This window comes from Sinomonas sp. T428B (assembly GCF_056780155.1).
This window is the reverse complement of sequence record NZ_JBRAZR010000001.1, coordinates 3668828-3691357: the sequence shown is the minus strand read 5'-3', so window position 1 is coordinate 3691357 and position 22530 is coordinate 3668828. Positions and strand designations below refer to the sequence as shown.

At 70.6% G+C, this 22530-nt stretch carries 21 protein-coding genes and 1 tRNA gene; 13 read left to right on the top strand and 9 right to left on the bottom strand.

Features of this window, described 5'->3' with window-relative positions; translation table 11 throughout:
- The first annotated feature begins 93 nt into the window (after positions 1-93).
- Positions 94-1506, top strand: coding sequence for an MFS transporter (locus ACUYMY_RS17085; RefSeq protein WP_481704713.1), 1413 nt, complete (start codon positions 94-96; stop codon positions 1504-1506).
- Between the two features lie 339 nt (positions 1507-1845).
- On the top strand, positions 1846-2124 hold the full coding sequence (locus ACUYMY_RS17080; protein WP_481704712.1) for a hypothetical protein: 279 nt from the start codon (positions 1846-1848) through the stop codon (positions 2122-2124).
- A 5-nt stretch (positions 2125-2129) separates the two neighbouring features.
- Here the strand turns inward: ACUYMY_RS17080 and ACUYMY_RS17075 are convergent, their stop codons facing one another.
- The 4 genes from ACUYMY_RS17075 to ACUYMY_RS17060 form a co-directional block, all read right to left on the bottom strand.
- The gene (locus ACUYMY_RS17075) at positions 2130-3242 is read right to left on the bottom strand and encodes a pyridoxal-phosphate-dependent aminotransferase family protein (protein WP_481704711.1); all 1113 of its coding nucleotides are present in this window, start codon (positions 3240-3242) and stop codon (positions 2130-2132) included.
- A 158-nt stretch (positions 3243-3400) separates the two neighbouring features.
- Entirely contained in the window at positions 3401-4918 is a 1518-nt protein-coding gene (locus tag ACUYMY_RS17070; protein WP_481704710.1) for an APC family permease, read from the bottom strand.
- A 1-nt stretch (position 4919) separates the two neighbouring features.
- Positions 4920-5975, bottom strand: coding sequence for an agmatine deiminase family protein (locus ACUYMY_RS17065; RefSeq protein ID WP_481704709.1), 1056 nt, complete (start codon positions 5973-5975; stop codon positions 4920-4922).
- Positions 5972-7060 (bottom strand): nitrilase-related carbon-nitrogen hydrolase, encoded by a 1089-nt coding sequence (locus ACUYMY_RS17060; RefSeq protein WP_481704708.1) that lies wholly within the window; start codon positions 7058-7060, stop codon positions 5972-5974. The genes ACUYMY_RS17065 and ACUYMY_RS17060 overlap by 4 nt, the downstream gene beginning before the upstream one ends.
- 287 nt (positions 7061-7347) lie before the next feature.
- Here ACUYMY_RS17060 and ACUYMY_RS17055 point away from each other — a divergent pair, with 287 nt between their 5' ends.
- The 3 genes from ACUYMY_RS17055 (at position 7348) to ACUYMY_RS17045 (ending at position 11220) form a co-directional block, all read left to right on the top strand.
- The gene (locus tag ACUYMY_RS17055; protein WP_481704707.1) at positions 7348-8016 is read left to right on the top strand and encodes a TetR/AcrR family transcriptional regulator; all 669 of its coding nucleotides are present in this window, start codon (positions 7348-7350) and stop codon (positions 8014-8016) included.
- A gap of 277 nt (positions 8017-8293) precedes the next feature.
- Positions 8294-9610, top strand: coding sequence for an APC family permease (locus tag ACUYMY_RS17050; protein WP_481705089.1), 1317 nt, complete (start codon positions 8294-8296; stop codon positions 9608-9610).
- A 224-nt stretch (positions 9611-9834) separates the two neighbouring features.
- On the top strand, positions 9835-11220 hold the full coding sequence (locus ACUYMY_RS17045) for a flavin monoamine oxidase family protein (RefSeq protein ID WP_481704706.1): 1386 nt from the start codon (positions 9835-9837) through the stop codon (positions 11218-11220).
- Positions 11221-11462: 242 nt separating this feature from the next.
- Here the strand turns inward: ACUYMY_RS17045 and ACUYMY_RS17040 are convergent, their stop codons facing one another.
- Entirely contained in the window at positions 11463-12137 is a 675-nt protein-coding gene (locus ACUYMY_RS17040; protein ID WP_481704705.1) for an ArsR/SmtB family transcription factor, read from the bottom strand.
- A gap of 98 nt (positions 12138-12235) precedes the next feature.
- Here ACUYMY_RS17040 and ACUYMY_RS17035 point away from each other — a divergent pair, with 98 nt between their 5' ends.
- The 4 genes from ACUYMY_RS17035 (at position 12236) to ACUYMY_RS17020 (ending at position 15923) form a co-directional block, all read left to right on the top strand.
- The gene (locus tag ACUYMY_RS17035) at positions 12236-12721 is read left to right on the top strand and encodes a hypothetical protein (protein ID WP_481704704.1); all 486 of its coding nucleotides are present in this window, start codon (positions 12236-12238) and stop codon (positions 12719-12721) included.
- 129 nt (positions 12722-12850) lie between these two features.
- Positions 12851-14113 (top strand): ABC transporter substrate-binding protein, encoded by a 1263-nt coding sequence (locus ACUYMY_RS17030; RefSeq protein WP_481704703.1) that lies wholly within the window; start codon positions 12851-12853, stop codon positions 14111-14113.
- On the top strand, positions 14113-15045 hold the full coding sequence (locus ACUYMY_RS17025) for a carbohydrate ABC transporter permease (RefSeq protein ID WP_481704702.1): 933 nt from the start codon (positions 14113-14115) through the stop codon (positions 15043-15045). Before ACUYMY_RS17030 ends, ACUYMY_RS17025 begins: the two co-directional genes overlap by 1 nt.
- Positions 15042-15923 carry a carbohydrate ABC transporter permease gene (locus ACUYMY_RS17020; RefSeq protein ID WP_481704701.1) on the top strand — a complete coding sequence of 294 codons (882 nt, stop codon included), beginning with the start codon at positions 15042-15044 and terminating at the stop codon, positions 15921-15923. Before ACUYMY_RS17025 ends, ACUYMY_RS17020 begins: the two co-directional genes overlap by 4 nt.
- Here the strand turns inward: ACUYMY_RS17020 and ACUYMY_RS17015 are convergent.
- Positions 15916-16599, bottom strand: a complete 684-nt coding sequence (locus ACUYMY_RS17015; protein ID WP_481704700.1) for a class I SAM-dependent methyltransferase — start codon at positions 16597-16599, stop codon at positions 15916-15918. The genes ACUYMY_RS17020 and ACUYMY_RS17015 overlap by 8 nt on opposite strands.
- Before the next feature lie 145 nt (positions 16600-16744).
- Between ACUYMY_RS17015 and ACUYMY_RS17010 the strand changes: the two genes are divergently transcribed.
- On the top strand, positions 16745-16909 hold the full coding sequence (locus tag ACUYMY_RS17010; protein ID WP_481704699.1) for a hypothetical protein: 165 nt from the start codon (positions 16745-16747) through the stop codon (positions 16907-16909).
- A 90-nt stretch (positions 16910-16999) separates the two neighbouring features.
- Here the strand turns inward: ACUYMY_RS17010 and ACUYMY_RS17005 are convergent.
- A tRNA-Met gene (locus ACUYMY_RS17005) sits at positions 17000-17076 on the bottom strand.
- Between the two features lie 334 nt (positions 17077-17410).
- Positions 17411-18853: an adenylosuccinate lyase gene (gene purB / locus ACUYMY_RS17000; RefSeq protein WP_481704698.1), complete on the bottom strand. Its 1443-nt coding sequence runs from the start codon at positions 18851-18853 to the stop codon at positions 17411-17413.
- A 179-nt stretch (positions 18854-19032) separates the two neighbouring features.
- Here purB and ACUYMY_RS16995 point away from each other — a divergent pair, with 179 nt between their 5' ends.
- On the top strand, positions 19033-19503 hold the full coding sequence (locus ACUYMY_RS16995) for a hypothetical protein (protein WP_481704697.1): 471 nt from the start codon (positions 19033-19035) through the stop codon (positions 19501-19503).
- A gap of 56 nt (positions 19504-19559) precedes the next feature.
- Complete coding sequence (locus ACUYMY_RS16990; protein ID WP_481704696.1) at positions 19560-20870, top strand: hypothetical protein; 1311 nt, start codon at positions 19560-19562, stop codon at positions 20868-20870.
- Positions 20871-20879: 9 nt separating this feature from the next.
- Here ACUYMY_RS16990 and ACUYMY_RS16985 read toward each other — a convergent pair whose 3' ends face one another.
- Positions 20880-21305 carry a phage holin family protein gene (locus ACUYMY_RS16985; protein WP_481704695.1) on the bottom strand — a complete coding sequence of 142 codons (426 nt, stop codon included), beginning with the start codon at positions 21303-21305 and terminating at the stop codon, positions 20880-20882.
- A 54-nt stretch (positions 21306-21359) separates the two neighbouring features.
- Between ACUYMY_RS16985 and ACUYMY_RS16980 the strand changes: the two genes are divergently transcribed.
- Positions 21360-22520 (top strand): histidinol-phosphate transaminase, encoded by a 1161-nt coding sequence (locus tag ACUYMY_RS16980; RefSeq protein ID WP_481704694.1) that lies wholly within the window; start codon positions 21360-21362, stop codon positions 22518-22520.
- Positions 22521-22530 lie beyond the last annotated feature (10 nt).

Below are 22530 nucleotides of genomic sequence, written 5' to 3'. Positions count from 1 at the left end.
GGTCGCCAAGGGCTGCGGCTGTCCGTGCGTCTACGAAACGGCGCTCTGGTGCCGTGAGCGGTTTGCGCTGAAGCCAGAAGGGAACAAATCTCAATGATCCAATTGACCAGGACGGCGGCCTCCGTCGACACCTCAATATCAGGAGAGACCAGCTCCAAGTTCAAACGCCGCTTCATGGTGCGGCTTGTCGCTGTCTTCATCGGCGGGATGTTCCTCGACGGTTACATCCTCGGAATCATCGGCCCCGTCACCGGACTCATGCGGTCAGATCTCCAGCTCGACGCACTGTCTCTTGGCATGATCGCTGCAGGCCCGCTGGCTGGCATCTTCGTCGGCTCCCCGCTGGCCGGCTGGGCTACTGACAAGTTCGGACGCAAGCCCATGTTCCTCGTGGACATGGGCCTGTTCCTGGTCACCTCAGCGGCCCAGTTCTTCGTGACCTCCGGAGACGGGGCCGTGATCCAGCTGGTCATCATCCGGTTCTTCATGGGCGTCGCGATCGGCGGCGAGTACTCAATCGGTGGGCCATTGCTGTCAGAGTTCTCCCCTCCAAAGCTCCGCGGGCGACTGCTCGGGCTGACTCTGATTGCCTGGTACGTCGGTTTCATGATGGCATTCATCATCGGCACGCTCCTGCATGACGCCGGCACCCCATGGCGCGTCGTCATCGGCACGAGCACGATCATCGCATTCGTCCTGTTCCTCGCCCGCTTGGGCCTCCCGGAATCGCCAAGCTGGCTCATCACGAAGGGACGGGGTGAGGAAGCACTCGCGATCGCACGCAGATACGTCGAATCGCCCCAGATGCACGAGAGCATCACCGAAGAGATCGATCTGAGGATGCTCCAGGAGGCCCAAGCCGCACAGAACAGGACCAAGATCAAGGGCGCCTCCTTCGGAATGCTGTTCTCGAAGCAGTACTGGCGCACCACCCTCTTCACCTCAGGTTTTTGGTTCTGCGCGGTCACTCCGTACTTCGCGATCGCGACCTTCGCCGACGAGGTGCTCCACCAATTCGGCTTCGGCGGCGGCTGGGCCGGTGGAGTCGGCCTGTCCGCACTTGCGGCCGCGGGCGTTGTCACCACCGTGCTTCTGATTGACAGGCTCGGCCGCCGAATCCTCACCGTGCCCGGGCAGTGGCTCTGCGCAGGCATCCTGCTGATCATCGGAGTCTGGGCGGACGCACCAGCGATCCTGGTGCTCGTCCTGTTCCTCGCCTTCTCCTTCTTCAATGCCGGCTACACCACGATGACCCAGGTCTATCCGGCCGAGGTATTCCCCGGCCACCTGCGCGGCATCGGCATGGGCTTCGCCGCGGCCTTCAGCCGCATCGGAGCCGCACTCGGCACCTTCGCCCTGCCATGGGCGATCAGCAACATCGGCATGGGCCCGAGCATGGTCGTAGCCGCCGCCGTCGCATTACTCGGCGCACTCCTCTCGCAATGGCTCGCGCCTGAGACGAAGGGGCGCACCCTCGCCGAGATCTCAGCAGACTTCTCCCACTGACACCGGGACTGCACGCTGACTCCGAGTCAGGGCTAAGGCCCTCGGAGGCCCGGATCGGATGATCTGACCGACGGCATGAAAAGGAGGAATTGACTCGATTCGAGTCAATTCCTCCTTTTTCATGCCGTCATTTCTGGGACATGGGTGTGCCCCCACATCCCCTCCTGCTTGCCCCGGCCGCCCCTCGGCGCTAGCGTCCGTGCCATGGCGTCGTGGGGGCGGGTGGCCTGTGGGGTGGTGCTGGTTGTCGGAGCGTTCCTGCTGGCGGGGTGCGCCCCGCCCATGGGTGGCCTCGTGAAGACGTACCGGGGTGCTCCTCCAGGCATCGGATCCACGCCCATGGACTTCACGCCGGTCGCTGTGTGGACCGGCCCATCGGAGCTCTCGCTCGTGACCTACGGCAGCTCGAGCTGCCCCCACACGCCCAGGATCATCCAGACGGGGCCCGTGGGGGACCTCGAGATCCTGCTCGACACCCCGGTAGTCGGGCCGTGCACGGACGACCTCGCGCCGACCACGAGCGTCATCGCTCTGCCCGCCTCTGTCGTCGCACACCCGCTGCACGTCCGCCTCACCTTCGACGACTCCGACCGGGAGGTGCGCCTCACCGTGAGGTAGCGGCCCTACCTGACCTCTTTCAGCGTCTCCTCGAGCGCCCCCAGGATGAGCGCGACCGCCACCGGGGAGGCGTTCGGCCCCATGGTCCCGATCCGCCACACAGTCTCCGCGTACGCCCCGACGCCCGAGCCGATCTCGATCCCGTACCGCTCGAGGAGGTGCTCGCGCACGCGCGCGGAGGAGACGCCGTCGGGCACCTTGACCGTGGTGAGGCTCGGCAGGCGGTGGCCCTCGGCGGCGAACAGCTCGAGCCCGAGCGCCCCGAGCCCGTCCCGCAGCGCGGCGCCGGCGGCCTCGTGCCGGGCCCACACGGCATCGAGCCCCTCGGCGAGGATGCGGGCGAGACCGGCCTCGAGGCCCGCGATCATCGTCACCGGCGCCGTGTGGTGGTACGTGCGCGTGCGGCCCTCGGCCGCGCCGACGTACCCGCCGAGCAGCCCGATGTCGAAGTACCAGGACCGGGGATCCTTCACGCGCCGCTCGAACGCCCGCTCCGAGACCGTGAACGGGGCCAGCCCGGGCGGGACCCCGAGGCACTTCTGCGTCCCCGCGTAGCCGATGTCGATGCCCCAGCCGTCGGCGCGCAGCTCGAGCCCGCCGATGCTCGTGACGGCGTCGACGAGCAGGAGCGCGTCGCCCTTGCCGGCGCCGAGGGCCGCGATGTCGGAGCGCACGCCCGTGGACGTCTCGGCGTGAACGGCCGCGATGACCTTGGGGTGCGGATGCGCGGCGAGGACGCGCTCGGCGTCGACCGGCTCGCCCCACGCGTGCTCCACGCGGACGACGTCGGCCCCGCACCGCCGCGCCACCTCCGCCATGCGCTCGCCGAAGAGGCCGTTGACGGCGACGACGGCGACGTCGCCGTCGTCGACCATGTTCACGAACGCGGCCTCCATGCCGCCCGAGCCCGTCGCCGAGACCGGCCAGGTGCGCGCGTTCGCCGTGCCCCACACCTGCCGGAGGCCGTCCGAGACGCGGTCGAGCCGGTCGATGAAGGCCGGGTCGAGGTGCCCGATGACGGGATGCGCGAGCGCCGCCGTGACCTCGGGGTACGCGTTGCCCGGCCCGGGCCCGAAGAGGTGGCGGTACGGCAGGATCTCGGTCCGCGGCGCAGTCATGGGGCCACCCTACGGCGCATCCCCGCGGAATTGTCGGGTACGTGCCGGTGCAGGGGGCCGTGACCGGCAGATGGCCGACAATTGCGGGGATCGGGGCGCACGACGGCGGCGGGCTGGGTACGCGACCCGGCCCGCCGCCGTCGTCCGTGGCTTGCCGATCAGTCCGCGGCCGCCACCGGGACCGTCTCCCCGCGGAAGAACGCGGGGTTCTTGGCGCGGTAGGCGAGCATGAGCACAGCGCCGAGGGCGAGGATGCCGACGCCGACGATGAACACTAGCCCGACGCCGCCGATCTCGGAGCCCGAGCCGAAGGCCGGGTCGATCGAGTCCACGGCGGTCTGGAGGAACACGACCGCGAGGCCGATCCCGCCCAGGAGCGGCAGGACGAGGCGCAGGACGGTGTGGCGCGCCGAGGCGAACCACGTGCGGCGGAAGTACCACACGCACGCGAACGCCGTCACTGAGTAGTAGAAGCAGACCATCATGCCGAGGGCCATGATCGTGTCGTTGAGGACGTTGTCGCTCAGCAGGCGCATGGCCACGTAGAACGCGGCGGAGAGGCCGCCAGCGGCCAGGACCGCGACGCGCGGGACGCCCTTGGAGTCGGTGCGGCGCAGCGGCTCCGGCAGGGCCTTGTAGAAGCTCATCGCCTGGAACGTGCGGGCCGGGCCGATCATCGTGGCCTGCAGCGACGACGCCGAGGAGGTCAGCACGGCGAGCGAGAGCAGGATCGCGAGTGGGCCCATCACGGGGCCGGCAAGCGAGGTGAGCACGTTCTCGGAGATCTCCTCGTTGCCCAGGCCGAGCCCCTCGGTGCCGACGCCCGCGAACATGAGCGAGGCGATCGACGTCGCGAGGTAGATGACGAGGATGGCGATGGCCGTGACCGTCGCGCCAACGCCCGCGGTGCGGTGCCCGCCCTTGGTCTCCTCGTTCATGGTCAGGCACATGTCCCAGCCCCAGAAGAGGAAGATGGACAGGCTCATGCCGGCCGCGAAGGCGCCGAAGTCGGGGATCTGGGTGACGTCGAACCAGGACCAGTCGAAGGGGATCGCCGTCTCGGACGCGCCGCCGGTGGCCTTCGCGATCGCCATGCCCGAGTAGAGCAGCAGGACGCCGACCTGGAAGACGAGCAGCACCATCTGGACGTTGCGTGCCGTCTCGAGGCCGCGGGCGCTGACCCACACGGCCACGGCCATGAACACGAGGCACGTGAGGATGTTCACGAGCTTGTCCTGGCCGAGGTCGGCGAGGGCCGCGTCGCCCGTGACGTCGGCGAGGAACAGGTAGAAGAAGTCCACGGCGACGCCGGCCAGGTTGGACAGGACGATGATGTTCGCGGCGAGGAAGCCCCAGCCGCCCATCCACCCGACCCACGGCCCGAAGGCCTTGGACGCCCACGTGAACGTCGTGCCCGAGTCGGGCAGGGCCGCGTTGAGCTCCTTGTAGGCGAGGGACACCATGAACATCGGGATGAACCCGAGCAGGAGCACGATCGGCACCTGCAGGCCGACCGAGCTCGCCGTCGGGCCGAGGCTCGAGGTGATCGCGTAGGCCGGCGCGACGGTCGCGACGCCCATGACGATGATCGCCAGGAGCCCCACCTGCCCGCCGCGGAGGCCCTTGCCCCCGAGTTCATGCTTGCCAACCGTCACATCCGAAGTGTGCAGGGCCATGTCAGCTCCTTCCCACAGCCCGCGCCTCGCTGCGGGGCTGCTGCTGGGTGATGCAGTGGATCCCGCCCCCACGGGAGAAGATGGCGCGGGCGTCGACGGCGGTCACGTGCCGCCCGCGGTAGGCGTCCGCGAGGATCCGCAGCGCCTTCTCGTCGTGCGCGTCGTTGAACGAGCAGGCCACGAGCCCGCCGTTCACGGCGACGTGGTTGAGGTAGCTCCAGTCCACCCAGTCCTCGCCGTCGTGCAGCTGAGCCGGGGCGGGGACCTCGATGATCTCCCACGGCGTCCCGTCCACGGTCCGCGAGGCGTGCAGGGCCTCGAGGATCTCGGCCGTGGCCTCGTGGTCCGGGTGCTCGGGGTTGTGCTGGACGTGGACGAGCAGCGTGCCCGGCCGCGGGATCGCCGCGACGAGGTCCACGTGGCCGCGCGTGCCGAAGCGCTGCGAGTCCCTCGTGAGGCCGCGGGGGAGCCAGATCGCGTGGCGCGCCCCGATCGTCCGGGCGAGCTCCGACTCGACCTCGGCCTTGGTGATCCCGGGGTTCCGGCCCGGGTCCAGCTGGACGGTCTCCGTCAGGAGCACGGTGCCGAGGCCGTCGACATGGAAGCCGCCGCCCTCGTTCACGAGCCGGCTCGGGACGTGCTCCGCGCCCGCGGCCTCGGACACGGTCCGGCCGATCTCGGCGTCGTGCCCCCACGTGGCCCAGTCCTGCTGGCCCCAGCCGTTGAAGACCCAGTCGACGGCGCCGAGCCTGGGCTGGCCATCCCTGCCGGTGTCGAGCACGAAGCTCGGCCCGATGTCCCGCATCCACGCGTCGTCGAGCTCGGCCTCGAGCAGGTCCACGCGCGGGTCGAGGTAGGCGCGGGCGATCTCGCGGTCCTCGTGCCGGACCACCATCGTGACCGGCTCGAACCGGCGCGCCGCGTGCGCCACGGCGGCCCAGGCCGCGCGGGCCTCATGCGCGTCCTCGTCGGTCTCGCCGAGCGTGTAGCCCTGCGACGGCCAGGCCATCCACAGCCGCTCGTGCGGATCCGTCTCGGCGGGCATGAGCCAGCTCATGCGCTCGCGCCTTCCAGCTCTGCCTCGCCCGCCGCCGGGGAGACGGACGACGACGGCGCGCGGCCGGCGTCGTGCGCCTCACCCGGGCGGGCCCCGCCGAAGGGGCGGGACGGGTCCACGGGCGCGGTGAGCGCGGCGTAGGTCTCGGGGCGGCGCGTGGTGAGGAAGGGGAAGAGCGTGAGCCAGTCGCGGCGGGCGTCGAGGTCGAGGTCCGCGACGAGCACGCACGAGCCCTCGCGCGGGGCGCGGGCGAGGATGCGGCCGTACGGGTCCGAGATGAAGGAGGAGCCGTAGAACGTCACGAGGCCCTCGGAGCCCCAGCGGTTCGGGACGACCATGAAGGTCCCGTTCGCGATCCCGTTGCCCACGATCACCTGGCGCCAGAGCGGTTCGGTGTCGAAGTCGGGGTGGCCGGGCTCGGAGCCGATCGCGGTCGGGTAGGCGAGGATCTCGGCGCCGGCAAGCGAGTAGACGCGCGCGAGCTCGGGGAACCACTCGTCCCAGCAGGTGGGCAGGCCGATGCGGGCGCCGTCGAGCTCGGCGGGGGAGTAGACCGGGTAGCCGCTGTTCTCGGCCTGGGGCCGGCTCGGCTGCGGGCCCTGGCGGAAGAACTTGTCCTCGTAGTAGCCCTCGGTGACGGGGATGTGGAGCTTGTCCGTCGCGGCGAGGAGCGTCCCGTCCGGGCCGACGAGGATCGCGGTGTTGTAGCCGAGCTCGTCTCCGGGCTCGCCCTTGCGGTAGAGGCTCGCGTGGACGCAGATGCCGTGCGCCTGGGCGGCGCGCCGGGCGAAGGCGAGCGTGCGGCCGGTCTCGAGGTGCTCGGCGATGCTGCTCGGGGTGTAGTCGGGGAGGGTGTCCGCGGGGTAGCGGGAGAGCGTGAGCTCGGGCAGGAAGACGACCTTCGCGCCCCGCGCGGCGGCCCGGCGGATGCCCTCCTCGAGCTCGGCCTCGGTCTCGGCCGGGTCCTCGTGCCAGCGGTGCTGGACGAGCGCGACACGCAGCGGGGCGCGGCGGGCTGGGCTCTCGGCGTTCTCCTCGGTGCGGGCCCACGACACCGGGGGCTGCAGGGCAAGGATCTCGTGCATGGGGAAAGTCCTTCGGTGAGTCAGGCTGGGCGGCTTGGGGTGCGCCCATAAATGAATGACGTTCGTTTATTAGAGCAGTGACGCAGGCCACGGGTCAACCCCCATGCCAAAGTTGCGGGGTCACCTCCCAACGTTGCGGGGTCACGTCCCAACGATGCGGGGTCAGCTCTCAACGATGCGGGGTCACGTCCCAACGATGCGGGGTCAGCTCTCAACGGTGCGGGGTCATGCCTGCGCCTAGACTTCTGCGAGGCGGGGAGAGGGTCCCCGCGGAAAGGGGCGGGGCCGTGACGCCACCAGTGACGCGACGCAGGGGACGCCCGACGACGCCCCTCCTGTCCCGCGAGAAGATCACCTCGGCGGCGCTCGCCGTGATCGGCCGGGCAGGGTACGACGGGCTCACGATGGCCGCGCTCGCCCGCGAACTCAAGACGGCGCCGTCGGCCCTCTACAACCATGTGAAGTCCAAGGACGAGGTCCTGAACTGGGTCCAGGACGACGTCAACCAGACCATCGACGTCTCCCGCTTCGCGACAGACCCGTGGGACCAGGCTCTCGCGCATTGGGCGCGGTCCTACCGCGACGCCTTCGCCGAGCACTCGCCGCTCATTCCCGTGATTGCGGTCCTGCCGATCACCGGCGCGCCGCACACCCTGGCCATGTACGACACCGTCGCGGAGGGGCTGCGCCGCGGCGGTTGGCCCGAGGACATGGTCGTGGACGCGATCGTCGCGGTCGAGTCGTTCGTGCTCGGCTCCGCCATGGACGTCGCGGCGCCGGAGTGGATCTTCGACGTCGGCGCCGAGGGCCATCTCGCGCCGACATTTGCGGCTGCGGTCGCCGCGAGGCATGGCCGGGGGACCAGCGCCGCTGAGGATGCGTTCACCCTGGGGCTCAACTCGCTCATCGCGGGCCTCCGGGCCACGCTCGCGGCGGCCCTCGCGGCCCGGGGCTGATTCCCAGCCCTCATCGCCGGGGTGGGTGACCCCGCATCGTTGGGACGTGACCCCGCATCGTTGGGACGTGACCCCGCATCGTTGGGAGGTGACCCGCATCGCTGGGTGGCCTTGACGGGGTCCCTGTGGTTGGCATCATAATGAATGCCATTCGTTTTGGTGAGTCGCCTCACAGCCACACCCTTCCCCTGCCCAAGGAATCTCCGTGAACAACCCTTCCCCCACGCCGTCGCCCGCGGCCCCCGCCGCGCCCGTCCGCCCGCCGACCCAGGGAGCCATGAAGCGGGTGCTCGGCGTGCCGACGCTCGTCCTGCTCGGCCTCGTCTACATGGTGCCGCTGACGGTCTTCAGCACCTACGGCATCGTGACCGAGCTGACCGGCGGCCGACTGCCCCTGGCCTACGTCGTGACCCTGTGCGTCATGCTGTTCACGGCCCGCTCGTACGGGCTCATGGCCGGCGCCTACCCCGTGGCGGGCTCGGCGTACACCTACAGCGCCAAGGCCTTCGGTCCCGGGCTCGGGTTCCTCACCGGCTGGTCGCTCATGCTCGACTACCTCCTGCTGCCGCTGATCAACTACCTGCTCATCGGCATCTACCTCAACGCGGCCTTCCCGGACGTCCCGGCCTGGGTGTTCATCCTCGTCTCGATCGCCGCCGTCACCGTTCTCAACGTCGTCGGCATCACGGCCGTCGCACGGGCGAACGTCCTCGTCGTCGGGCTGCAGACCCTCTTCATCGTCGTGTTCGTCGCCCTGGGCGTGGCCGCCGTGGGCCGGACCGGCACCGTCGACCTCCTCGCGCCGTTCACCGGAACGGGCGACGCCGGCGGGCCCGCCACCATCTTGGCCGGCGCGGCCATCCTCTGCCTGTCTTTCCTCGGGTTCGACGCCGTCTCGACCTTCTCGGAGGAGGCCAAGGAGCCGCGGAAGAGCATCCCCAGGGCGATCATGCTGACGACCCTGCTGGCTGGCCTGATCTTCATCGGCCTGTCCTACCTGAGCCACCTCGTCCTCCCGACGAGCACGTTCGCGAACGTCGACGCCGCCGCCCTGGAAGTCATGGCACCCCTCGGTGGCGACATGCTCGCGGCCTTCTTCACTGCCGCCGCCACCGTCGGCGCCCTCGGCTCGGCGCTCACGTCCCAGGCCTCCGTCGCCCGCATCATCTACTCCATGGGCCGGGACGGAGTCCTGCCGCGGCGGCTCTTCGGCCGGCTCCACCCCCGCTGGGGAACGCCCGTCGTCCCGATCCTGCTGACCTCGGCCGTCTCGCTCCTTGCCCTCGTGCTGGACCTCGTGACCGTGTCCGCTCTCATCAGCTTCGGCGCGCTCGTGGCGTTCTCGCTCGTGAACCTCTCCACGATCAAGCACTACTTCTTCGAGCGGGGCGACCGCCGCGGCGTGGCGGCCGTCCTGCGGAGCCTTGTGCTGCCCGGCGTCGGATTCGCCCTCACCGTCTGGCTCTGGACGAGCCTCACCCCGACCGCGCTCACGATCGGCCTCCTCTGGGCCGGCCTCGGCGCCGTCTACCTCGCCGTCCTCACCCGCGGCTTCCGCCGCCCTACGCCCCAGCTCGAGCTCGACGAGGCCTGATGGCGGCGGGCTGACCCCGCATCGCAGGGACGTGACCCCGCATCGCAGGGAGGTGACCCCGCAACGCTGGGACGTGACCCCGCATCGCGGGGAGGTGACCCCACAACGGTGGCCAGGGGACTTCCCCCGTCCCAATAAATGAACTACATTCATTTATGAGACCTCCACACACCCAGCCGACGCGCCCCGATGACGGGATCGCGGCGGCGGACGAAAGGAACACCATGTCAGGCGAGCAGCAGACGCCGCAGTCCCTCCAGGCCGACGTCGTCGTCGTCGGCGCCGGCCCCTCCGGCCTCATGGCCGCCCGCACCCTCGCCCGCGCGGGCGAGAAGGTTGTGGTCCTCGAGGCCCGCGACCGCGTGGGCGGCCGCACCTGGAGCGACACGATCGACGGCGCCTTCCTCGAGATCGGCGGGCAGTGGGTCAGCCCGGACCAGACGGCCCTCCTGGGCCTCCTCGAGGAGCTGGGCAAGGAGACCTACCCCCGCTACCGCACGGGCGCCTCCGTCTACATCGCGACCGACGGCGCCCGCACCGTCTACGAGGGCGAGGACTTCCCCGTCGCCCCCGGCACGCTCGCCGAGGTCGAGCGGCTCACCGCGATCCTCGACGCGCTCGCCGCCGAGGTCGGCGCCGAAAAGCCGTGGGCCCACCCGAAGGCCCGCGAGCTCGATACGGTCTCCTTCCACCACTGGCTCCGCGCGCAGTCCGCGGACGAGGAGGCCTGCCACCTCATCGGCCTCTTCATCGCCGGCGGCATGCTCACCAAGCCGGCGCACTCGTTCTCGGCCCTCCAGGCGGTGCTCATGGCCGCCTCGGCCGGCTCGTTCAGCAACCTGCTCGACGAGGACTTCATCCTCGACCGCCGCGTGGTCGGCGGCATGCAGTCCGTGAGCGAGGCGATGGCCGCCGAGCTCGGCGCCGCCGTCCGGCTCAACTCGCCCGTGCGCACCGTCGCGTGGGGCGAGGGCGGAGTCCTCGTGACGGCCGACGGCGTGTCCGTCGCCGCCCGCCGCGTCATCCTGGCCGTGCCGCCGACCCTCTACTCGCGCATCTCCTACGAGCCCCCGCTCCCGCGCCGCCAGCACCAGCTCCACCAGCACCTCTCGATGGGCCTCGTGATCAAGGTCCACGCCGTCTACGACCGCCCGTTCTGGCGCGAGGCCGGCCTCTCCGGCACGAGTTTCGGCGCGGGCCAGCTCGTCCAGGAGGTCTACGACAACACCAACTACGGCGACGAGCGCGGCACCCTCGTGGGCTTCGTTTCCGACGAGAAGGCGGACGCCCTCTTCGCGCTGCCCGCCGAGGAGCGCAAGGCGGCAATCCTCGCCTCGATCGCCGACTACCTCGGCCCCGAGGCCCTCGCGCCCGAGGTCTACTATGAGTCGGACTGGGGCTCGGAGGAGTGGACCCGCGGCGCCTACGCCGCGAGCTTCGACCTCGGTGGCCTCTCCCGCTACGGCGCGGACCAGCGTACGCCGGTCGGCCCGATCCACTGGGCCTGCTCCGACCTCGCCGCCGAGGGCTACCAGCACGTCGACGGCGCCCTCCGCATCGGCCAGAAGGCGGCGGAGGAGGTTCTGGCGGCGACGCGGACTGCGGCGTAGCGCCCCGGGCGGCGGGGAGCGCAGGACGGCGGGGTCGCACCGAGTGCGCGGCCCCGCCCCGCGCCTTGCACGCCCACTGGAACCCCATGCCGGCGCTCAGTGGTCCGAGGCCCCGACGGAACTCCCCATCCTTCGGGTCCTCCCGACGTCGGTGCTGCGGCGCCAGCCCAGCAGCGACGCGGGTTGAAGGCTAAAGCTGGGGAGCTCTGTACGCCGAAGCCGGGGAGTTCCGTACGCCCTGGTCACTGCCTCCCGTCGCTCCCCTCGACGGGGAGCCCCGCCGCCCGCCACTCGGGCAGCCCGTCCTCGAGCCGGGCGGCGCGGCGGCCCGCGCGCCCGAGCAGCCGCACGGCGTCGTCCGCATACACGCAGAAGGGGCCGCGGCAGTACGCGACGACGTCGGCGCCGGCCGGGAGTTCGTCGAGGCGCGAGGCGAGCTCCGCGACGGGGACGGAGACCGCCCCGGGGATGTGCCCGGCGTCGTACTCCGGCCGCGGCCGGACGTCGAGCACGACGACGTCGCGCCGGCGCAGGCGGCGGCGCAGCTCCTCCCGGCCGATCGTCGCGAGCTCCGCGCGGTCGCCGAGGTAGGCGCGCGCGAGGGTGTCGAGCTCCGCCGCATGCTCCGCGGCCGTCTCGCGCAGGGCCCGCCACAGCCGCTCGACGGCTGGGCCCGCGAGGGAGTAGTAGATCCGCGTGCCGTCCCGGCGCGAGCGGACGAGGCCGGAGCGCAGCAGGCGCTGCAGGTGCTGGGAGGTGTTGGCGACGCTCTGCCGGATCTCGGCGGCAAGCTCGTCGACGGGCCGCTCGCCCTGGGCGAGGATGTCGATCAGCTCCGCCCGGCGGCCGCTCCCGATGGCCTTCGCGGCGTCGACCAGCAGGTCGAAGAGCGCTTCCTTCGCCGTGTACTCCGCCATCTCCGTCCCCTCGCCCGTATTCAAGTGTTCTCTTGACAAGCCTAACCGCCGGGGCTTCCAATCAAGTACCTACTTGAATAAGAAAGGGGGCGGTGGCCATGGCCACCATCCACGCTCCGGGGGATCAGCAGTCGCGCCTGCGCACGGGAGCTGCTCTCATGGCCCTCGCGGGCCTCGGCTTCATCGCGTACGGGGTCGTCTTCTTCGTCCTGAACTTCACGGACAGCTTCCTCGAGCTCGGCATCGGGCCCGAGCAGGTCGACAAGGGCAGGGCGGAGATCGAGGCGTTCAGCCCCACGCTGTTCCACTACATCAGCCACCTGCACATCGCCCTCAGCGGATTCATCGCCGCCGCCGGCCTCGCCGTCGTGGCCCTGTCCTGGTTCGGCGTGCGCCGCGGCGAGCGCTGGGCCCTCGGGACCGCCGTCGCCGTCCCCGTCCTCGCGCTCGCCGTCGCGCTCCCGGCCCACTACCCCTGGGGCCTCGCCACCCTCGGCCACCTCGGCCTGATCTACCTCGCCGTCCTGATTTTCCTCGTGGGCGTCGTCCTCGTGCTGACCTCGATGCGGGCCCCGAGGCAGTAGCTCTCGAAGGGTCGCACGACGGCGCGGCCTCGCCCACCGCGGCCGGCTCGCCTCCTGGCCCTCTCTCCTTCGTGTCCTTCCCCCGCGCGGCCAACCGGCGCACGATGGGTCGTGACCGGAGGAGTGACGATGAGAGGGCCCAGCCGCCGCGCCGTCCTGCAGCTCGCCGGGGCCGCGCTGGGCGCTGCGGCCCTCGGGGGCTGCGCCGGCGGGGACGCGCGCACCACCCTGACGTTCTTCCAGTTCAAGCCGGAGGCGAAGCAGCACTTCGAGCGGCTGGCCCGCGAGTTCGAGGCTCTCAACCCGGACCTCCGGATCGTCGTCGACACCGTTCCGGAACCCGAGACGGCCCTGCGCACGCGGCTCGTCAAGGACGACGTGCCTGACGTCCTGACCCTCAACGCCAATGGGACCTTCGGCGAGTTCGCCTCGGCCGGCGTCTTCGCGGACTTCGCCAAGGAGCCGGTGCTCGACGGCGTGAAGCCGGCATACGTCGACGTCATCCGCGAGCTCGGGGCCGGCTCGCCGGGCGAGGTGAACGGCGTTCCGTTCGCGGCCAACACGAGCGGCGTCCTGTACAACGAGGAGCTCTTCGCCCGCCGCGGCGTGGCCGTCCCCGAGACGTGGGACCAGCTCCTCGCGACGGCCAGGGACTTCGAGGACGCGGGCGTCACCCCGTTCTACGGCATGCTTGCCGACGCGTGGACGGCGCAGGCACCGCTCTCGCCGCTCGTGTCCCAGACCATCCCGGAGGACTTCTTCCGCCGCCGCTTCGCCGGCCAGACCACCTTCGAGGAGGGCTTCCGGGAGGCGGCTGGCAAGCTCGCGGAGCTGTTCGAGCACACCCAGCCGGACCCGGTCGCCACCGGCTACGAGGACGGCACGGCCGCGTTCGCCCAGGGGAAGTCGGCGATGCTGCTCCTGGGCAGCTACGCCGTGCCGCAGATCCGCTCGTTCAAACCCGCCTTCGAGGTCGGGAGCTTCGCGCTCCCGGCCACCAACGACCGGCGGGCGACGACGGTCGTCTCGGGGGTCGACGTAGTCATCACGGCCGGGGTGCAGGGCAGGCACCCCGAGGAGGTGCGGCGGTTCATCGAGTTCCTCATGCAGCCGGCGACCGTCCGCGCCTACGCCGACGCGCAGGTGGCCGTCCCCGCCCTCGAGGGCACCTCCAACGACGATCCCGCGCTCGCCGGGATGCGGCCCTACCTCGACCAGGAGCGGATCGTGGGCTTCTTCGACCACCAGTTCATCCCGGCGATCCCGCTCGGGCCGCTGCTCCAGCAGTTCCTCATCGACAAGGACGCGCTGAAGTTCACGCGCGCGCTCGACGACGCGTGGGACAAGGTGGCCCGGCGCCGCACGTGGGGTCTCGGGGCGGTGAAGCCCTGATGGCCGTCAGGACTGTTCGGGGCGCCCGAGGCGAGGCCGCTGCGCGGGCCGCGGCAGCGCGCCGTCGTCCGCCCCGCGGCGGAGGTGCCGTGTACTCGATGGTCCTGCCGGCCGCGGTGCTCTTCTTCGTGTTCCACACGCTCCCCGTGCTCCAGGGCGTCCTCTACAGCTTCACGGACTCGCCGGGCTACGGCGACTGGGAGTTCGTGGGCCTGTCCAACTACGCGGCCCTCTTCACGGACGACCGCATCCGCGCAGCCTACCTGTTCACGTTCCAGTTCGCCCTCGTGTCCACGGTCCTCGTCAACGTCATCGCCTTGGCCCTCGCCGTCGGGCTCACGGGGCGGATCAGGTTCAGGAGCGCGCTGCGCGGCCTGTACTTCGTGCCGAACGTCCTCGCGGTGCTTGTGATCGGGTACGTGTTCAACTACCTGTTCACGAACTCGTTGCCGGAGATCGCCTCGGCGCTGGGCGTCGAGCGGCTCTCCACCTCGATCCTGGCCGACCCCGAGCTCGCGTGGATCGGCATCGTCGTGCTCGCCGTGTGGCAGGCCGTCGCGTTCAACATCGTCATCTACATCGCGGGCCTGCAGACCATTCCGGGCGAGCTCTACGAGGCCGCCGCGATCGACGGGACAGGGGCGTGGCGCCGGTTCTGGAGCATCACGTTCCCGCTCATCGGGCCCTTCTTCACGCTCAACATGGTCCTGTCGCTCAAGAACTTCCTGCAGGTCTTCGACCCCATCGTGGTCATGACCAACGGCGGCCCGGGCACGTCCACGGAGTCGGTCTCCCTCGTGATCTTCCGGGGCGGCTTCCAGGGCGGCGAGTACGGCTACCAGATCGCGAACGCCGTCGTCTTCATGATCGTGCTCGTCGCGTTCGCCCTCGTCCAGGTCCGGGTCCTCAGGCGCGAGGAGGTGACCGCATGATCGGCCAGCCGGTCCCGCGGACCGGTCCCGCCCGCCCCGGCGCCGCACGCCGTCGTCCGCGGACCGGGAGGGTCAACTGGTGGCTCACGGCCCTCCTGCTCGTGCTCTCCGTGACCATCCTGATCCCGCTCTACTTCACCGTGGTCACGGCCCTCAAGACGCCGGAGCAGCTCGGCGGGAGCGGCTTCGGCCTGCCCACGGAGGTGCGCTGGGAGAACTTTGCCGACGCGTGGCGGGTCACCAACTTCCCGCGGGCGGCGCTCAACAGCGCGCTCATCACCGCGGGCGCCGTGGCGCTGACCATCCTGACGAACTCCATGGTGGCCTACGCGATCGCGCGGAACCTGCACCGGCCGCTGTTCCGGGGCCTGTTCTTCTACTTCATCTCCGCGCTCTTCGTGCCGTTCCCGATCCTCATGCTGCCGGTGGCCAAGCAGACGGCCATCCTCGGCCTCGACAACCAGGCCGGGCTGATCCTGCTGTACGTGGTCTACGGGCTCTCGTTCAACATCTTCGTCTTCACCGCGTACATCCGCTCGATCCCGATCGAGCTCGAGGAGGCCGCGCGGATGGACGGCGCGGGCACGTGGGGCGTGTTCTGGCGGGTCGTGTTCCCGCTGCTCACCCCGATGAACGCGACCGTCGGGATCCTCACGTGCCTGTGGGCGTGGAACGACTTCCTCCTGCCGCTCGTGATCGTCTCCGACCCCGAGCGGGCCACGCTCCCGCTCGTGCAGTACGTGTTCCAGTCCCAGTTCCAGACCAACTACACGGTGGCCTTCGCGTCCTACCTCATGGCGATGGCGCCGCTGCTCATCGTGTACGTCTTCGCGCAGCGGTGGGTCATCTCCGGGGTCACGCGCGGGGCGGTCAAATAGGCGGGCGCACGGCGCCCACGACGTGCCACACGGGCCCGCGGTGGAGCGTCACCGGCTCGAGGCCGTGATCGCGCACGACGGCGAGCATCGCCTCGGGCGGGTGGACGAAGCCGCGGTAGCTTCGGCGCATGAGCGAGAGCATCGCGTTGCCGATCCCGACCATGGCCCGCGTGGGCAGGTTCCGTGGCGGGTGGCTGAACACGAGCGCGCGGCGCGCGTGGTCGGCCGCCGCTCCCAGGAGGGCCTCGTAGTCCGGGTAGCAGCACACCACGCGGTGGAGGACGACGGCGTCGGCCGGCTCGACGTCGTCGGGCGCCGCCGCGAGGTCCACGCCGAGGCGGCGCCGCACGCGGCCAGCCATGCCGGCCCGCTCGATGAGCCGAGCCGCGTCCTTCTCGTAGGCATGCGAGAGCTCGAGGTTGGTGGCCCTGGCCGCGCCGCGGGCGAGGAGCTCGAGCTGGATCTCGCCCGCCCCACCGCCGACCTCGAGCACGCTCGTCCCCTCGAGGCCGCCCGGGATCCCCTCGAGGAAGCCGACGAGGCGGCGCTCGATCCCCGTGAGCCCCTTGCGCTCGTACCGGCGCGAGACGCTGCGCGAGAAGCGGGAGGTGAAGACGGCGTCGTAGCGGTCGGGATCTCCGGGGGTCGAGTCGGTGGGTCCGCAGCAGCCGGCCATGGGACCAGTATGCGCCGGGCGCGCATCACGCCGGGCACCTCTGAAGGGCCTCGACTGCGCAGCCTCTTGTCCCACCCGGCGCTCGGTTGGATCATCAGAGCCACCTACCGGCGGGAAACATGACCGACGATGAGGAGGAGAGATCATGGGCTACAGCCTGATCGGCCACGCGGTGGCCGCCGTCGGCGTCCTCGTGGGGTTCCTGCTCGCCCAGAAGTGGCCCCTGAACAGCCCGATTCCGTGGAAGCCGCTTGCTCTCGTGCTGGGAACGACGACCGGGCTCATCCTCATGGGCGGCGCCGTGATCTGACGGCGCCCGGGCCGAGCGGCGCTTATACCGGACGTGCGTGCAAAGAAATAGCCCCGGGATCAGTGGAGAACCACACGATCCCGGGGCACTTGGTTGCGGGGACAGGATTTGAACCTGCGACCTCTGGGTTATGAGCCCAGCGAGCTACCGAACTGCTCCACCCCGCGGCGCTTGATCAACGATACACGCTTGGGACTCTCGACGCCAATCGGCCTCAAATCCCGTCAAACGGTGCCACCGGGACTCGCCTGACCGGCGGTTGGTCCTCCACAGCTACGCACGACGGCGTGTCCTCCATGGAGTCGCTCGAGGCCGAGCTGCGGGAGCTCTCCCACCTGATGATGGCGCCGAGGTCGGGGGAGTGCCTGCCGTGCTACCCCTGCGAGTCCCACCAGCCCAAGGGGTGCTGGTGAGAGGCCGACGGCGGGCCGGAACGCGTTGGTTCCGGCCCGCCGTCGTGCGTGTTGTACGCCAGGTGAGCAGCCCCAGCCGAGGTGGGCGTCAGCCGAGGTGGTCGACGAGCTGCGCCGCGATCCCGTTGTAGTTGCCCGGGGTGAGGGCGAGGAGGCGGGCCTCCGCCTCGGCGGAGAGGCCGAGGCCCGAGACGAACTCCTTCATGCGCGCGGCGTCCACGCGGTGGCCGCGGGTGAGGTCCTTGAGGCGCTCGTAGGGGTTGTCCATGCCCGGCTGGCCGGCGATGGCCTCGGCGCGCATGACCATCTGGATCGCCTCGGCGAGGACCTCCCAGTTCTCGTCGAGGTCGGCGGCGAGCACGTCCTCGGCGACGTCGAGCCGCTCGAGGCCCTTCGCCACGTTGGAGATGGCCAGGAGCGAGTGGCCGAAGGCGACGCCGATGTTGCGCTGGCTCGAGGAGTCGGTGAGGTCGCGCTGCCAGCGGGAGGTCACGAGCGTCGCGCCGAGGGTGTCGAGCAGGGCCGAGGAGATCTCGAGGTTGGCCTCGGCGTTCTCGAACCGGATCGGGTTGACCTTGTGCGGCATCGTCGAGGAGCCCGTGGCGCCCGCGACGGGGATCTGCGCGAAGTAGCCGATCGAGATGTAGCTCCAGATGTCCGTGCACACGTTGTGCAGGATCCGGTTGAAGCGGGCGATGTCGGCGTAGAGCTCGGCCTGCCAGTCGTGGCTCTCGATCTGGGTCGTGAGCGGGTTCCAGGTCAGGCCCAGGCCCTCGACGAACGTCCGGGAGACCTCCTGCCAGTCCGCCGTCGGGACCGAGGCGTAGTGGGCGGCGTAGGTGCCGGTCGCGCCGTTGATCTTGCCGAGGTACTCCGTGCGCGCGATCCGCTCGAGCTGGCGGCCCAGGCGGTGGGCGATGACGGCGAGCTCCTTGCCGAGCGAGGTCGGCGTGGCGGGCTGGCCGTGCGTGCGCGAGAGCATCGGCACGTCCTTGTTGGCCCGGGCCATCTCGGCGAACTGGTCCACGAGCGAGCGCGCTGCCGGGAGCCACACGTCCTCGACGGCGCCCTTGATGCCGAGCGCGTAGGAGAGGTTGTTGATGTCCTCGGAGGTGCAGCCGAAGTGCACCATGGCGGTGAGGTTCGCGATGCCGAGGGATTCGAGGCGGCGGCCGATGTAGTACTCGACTGCCTTGACGTCGTGCACCGTGACGGCCTCGATCTCGGCGAGCTCCTTGACCGAGGCGGGGTCGAACTCCGTGACGATCTTCCGCAGGCCCTCCTCCTGCTCCGCCGTGAGCGGGCCGGCGCCGGGCAGGACGCTGTTGCGGGTCAGGTGGATGAGCCACTCGACCTCGACGGCGACCCGATCCCGGTTGAGCGCCGCCTCGGACAGGTAGTCGACGAGCGGCGCCGTCGCGGCCTGGTAGCGGCCGTCGAGCGGGCCGAGGGCGATGTGCTGCCCGGTGGCCGCGCCGGCGGCGGCGAGGGACAGGCGTCCGGAGGGGGTGCGCGAAGGGGTGTCAGCCATGGCCTCCATTCTTCCATGAGCCCTCAGGGCGCCCTTCCGCGGGCCTGTCATTCTCCCTCCACAGGCGCCCTTGAGCCGGGTTGTCCACATACGACGGCGACGCCCGCGGTGGGTGCTCGAGGCGCCCCTAGCGTGGTGGCAGGCGGGGCGGAGGACCCCGGTTCAGGGGGGAGAACACCATGGACGGCAGCTCTTCGAGCTTGGACGACGCGAGGCCGCGCTGCGGGCATGACGAGACCGCGCTCCGCGTTGCGGCCGCAGAAGTCTCGGCAGCGGGCGAGGACCTTGAGCGGGCCAGGATGGCCATCGCCCGGGCAGAGGGCGTCCCATGGTCCGGCCCCGCGGCGACCGCCTTCCGGCGCTCGACCCTCGCCCTGACGCTCCAGCTTGGCCTTCTCGCAGGCGGCCTTGCCGGCCTCGCCATCACGCTGTCGAACGTGCAGGCGGAGACCTCGGCCTGCCCTGGCGTTGCGGCAGGGTCGCCGGCGCTGCCCCTCTTCCACGACACGACGACGCCGCTGCTGCCCGGCCGGAGTACTCCGCTGTTGCCCTGGGCCTCGCAGACGCCGATCCTTGCGCGGATCGCCCCCACGCCGATCCCCACGGGGTCCTCCGGGGCGCCGCCCGCATCCTGGGAGGCGTGCCGGTGAGAGCCGCCGGTGCAGACGATGATTGGCGGAAAGAGCGTGACCCGGCGACGTTCATCGTGACGGGAGGCACTGCCTTCGCGGTGAACACCGAGGCCATGGACGCCGCCAAGGGCGAGCTCGAGGCCGTGGCGCGGGACATCGAGTCGACCCGGGTACGGCTCGAGTCGGCGCGGCGAGCGGTGTGGGGTGGAGCCTGCGCGGGCTCGGCGGCGGCTGCCCGCTTCGACGTGGAAGCAGCGGGCCTCGTGGGCGAGGCCGCCCGAGCTGGACGTGAGGCAGGCAGGATCGCGCAGGCCACGGCCGCGGCCCGCGGCGCCTACGAAGCGGAAGAGACCTGGCGCGCTACCGCAACTGACGGGCTGCAGCTTGCAGGGCTGTGGGCGGCACGTGGCCTGCCCGCGTTTCTCGCGGTCCAGTTCCCGGGTGCATTGGGCCTCTTTCTTCGGGGCGACCCGGCCAGGGACGTGTCGAGGGCCTTCCGCGACGCGGGCGGCGCGCTGGGGTTCATCGCGGGGTCGGCCACTGACCGTGTGAGCGTCGTGCGGAGCTCGGTCACGCCAGGAGTGGCAAACCCTGCCACCTTCTCCTACGCCGGGGAGAGCCTCCGCCAGGCCCAGGGGACCGCACCCCTCGAGGACGGCACGGGGGTTCCGCCCTCGTCGGTCATCGTCGAGCGTGTCCCGCGGCCGGACGGATCGACGGCCGTCCTGCTCACCGTGCCCGGGACGCAGTCATGGGACCCGGATGACACGTCAGGGAATGTCTTCGACTCGGAGGGGAACCTCGACGCGCTCGGGGGCGCCGACAGCCACGCGCGGCAGCTGATTGAACGTGCGCTCGCGGACCAGGAGGTGGGCGAGGGCGACGTTGTCGTCGTCAACGCCCACAGCCAAGGCGCCCTGCACGTCTTCGGGCTCCTCGAGGACGAAGGCTTCCGGGCCCGCTTTCCGATCGTGGCCGTGACGGTCCTGGGCGGCGCGCCGCGGCAGTTCGACGTGCCCGACGACATCGCCGTGCTCCATGTCTCCAACCTGGACGACGTCCTGCCCTCGATCTCGGCGGACGTCCTCGCGCCGCGGCCCAACATCATCGACGTCGTGACGCCCGCGCACGCTGACCGCGAACACTTGCAGCCCATCCCCGAGACGGTCGTCAACGCCCACGCAATCGACCGGTACGCCGTCGACGCCAAGGCCTTGGACCGCTCGGCTGATCCGTCGGTCCTCGCCTATGCAGCGGGCCTTGGGGTCTTCCTCGGCGGCGCCGCGTCGGGAGCGCGGGAGCGATACGTCTACACGGCTTCGGACACCACCACGAAGCCGCGGGCGCGAGAGCGCCGGGGCCTGGACGCCAATGGGCTCCGCTGATCCAGCTGTCTAGCGGTCCGCGCCGGCGATCTTGCCCGCGAGGGCCGCGACGATCGAGGTGATGAGCGCCCCGAGTATGGCGGTCCAGAAGAAGGAGTCGATGGTCAGGTGCACCGGCGTGTACGTCGAGAGCCAGGCCGTGAGGGCGAGCATGGCCGCGTTGATCACGAGGGCGAACAGCCCGAGCGTGAGGCACGTGATGGGAAGCGAGAGGAAGGAGACGATGGGGCGGACGAGGGCGTTGACGATGCCGAAGATGAGCCCCACGAACAGGAAGGCGAGGACGGTCCCGATGGTCCCGCTGGCGCCGCCAGCCCCCGCGTCGGCGGCCGCCTGCGTGGTTGCGGTGGAGGTGATGTCCATTCCCGGCAGGAGCCATGCGGCCACCCACAGGGCGAGGGCGTTGACGAGGACACGGAGCAGGAACTGCTTCATGGGGCCATGCTCGCATAGCAAGCTGTGCGGCGGCCCGCGGCTACGCTAGAGGCCATGACTTCACCGCTGAACGAGAACGACGGCGCCAACGCCGCTGCTGTCGTCCCCGGCCCCGCAGGCGTCACCCCCCGCCCCGTCGTGGACCGACTCCCGAAGTACGGGGCCGGGAAGCCCCCGGCGCCCGTCGAGGGGCTCACGAGCTACAAGCTCTCCTCGAACGAGAACCCCCTCCCGCCGATCCCGGCCGTGCTCCAGGCCATCGCCCGCGAGACCGCGGTCAACCGCTACCCCGACCCGGTCTCGAGCCGGCTGCGTGCGGCGCTCGGCGAGTTCCTCGGCGTGCCGGAGGAGGACATCGTCACGGGCGGGGGGAGCCTCGGCGCGCTGAACCAGCTGCTGGCGGCCTTCGCCGGCCACCGCGAGGACGGGACGCAGGACGAGGTCATCTACGCTTGGCGCTCCTTCGAGGCCTACCCGATCTCGGTGAGCCTTGCCGGGGCCAAGAGCGTCCAGGTCCCCGTCAAGGCGGACGGGCGCCACGACCTCGACGCGATGGCGGCCGCCGTCACCGACAACACGAGGATCGTCCTCCTGTGCACGCCCAACAACCCCACTGGCCCGGCCCTGCGCACGGACGAGGTCGAGCGGTTCATCGCGGCGGTGCCGCCGCACGTCGTCGTGGTCATCGACGAGGCCTACCAGGAGTTCGTCCGGGACCCCGAGGCCGTGGATGGGCTCGAGATGTACCGGAAGCACGCCAACGTCGTCGTGCTGCGCACGTTCTCGAAGGCTCACGGCCTCGCGGGCCTGCGCGTCGGCTATTCGGTCTCCCAGCCCGGCATCACCCAGTACCTGCGCGTCGCGGCCGTGCCGTTCGCAGTCTCTTCCCTCGCGGAGGCGGCGGCAATCGCGTCGCTCGCGCACTTCGACCAGGTTGTAGGAAGGGTACAAAGCATCGTGGACGAGCGGGACCGCGTCACGGCGGGGCTGCGGGCGCTCGGGTGGGATGTCCCTGACGCCCAGGGCAACTTCGTGTGGCTCGCGCTCGGCGACGCCACGCAGGACTTCGCGGCCCAGGCGCAGGCCAAGGGGCTCTCGGTGAGGCCCTTTGGGGCCGAGGGAGTCCGCGTGAGCATCGGCGAACCCGAAGCGAACACTCGTTTTCTCGAGCTCTGTAGGACGTTCACAAAGGTCCCTCAGGGCTTCCTGAGGTAATCCACCGCGC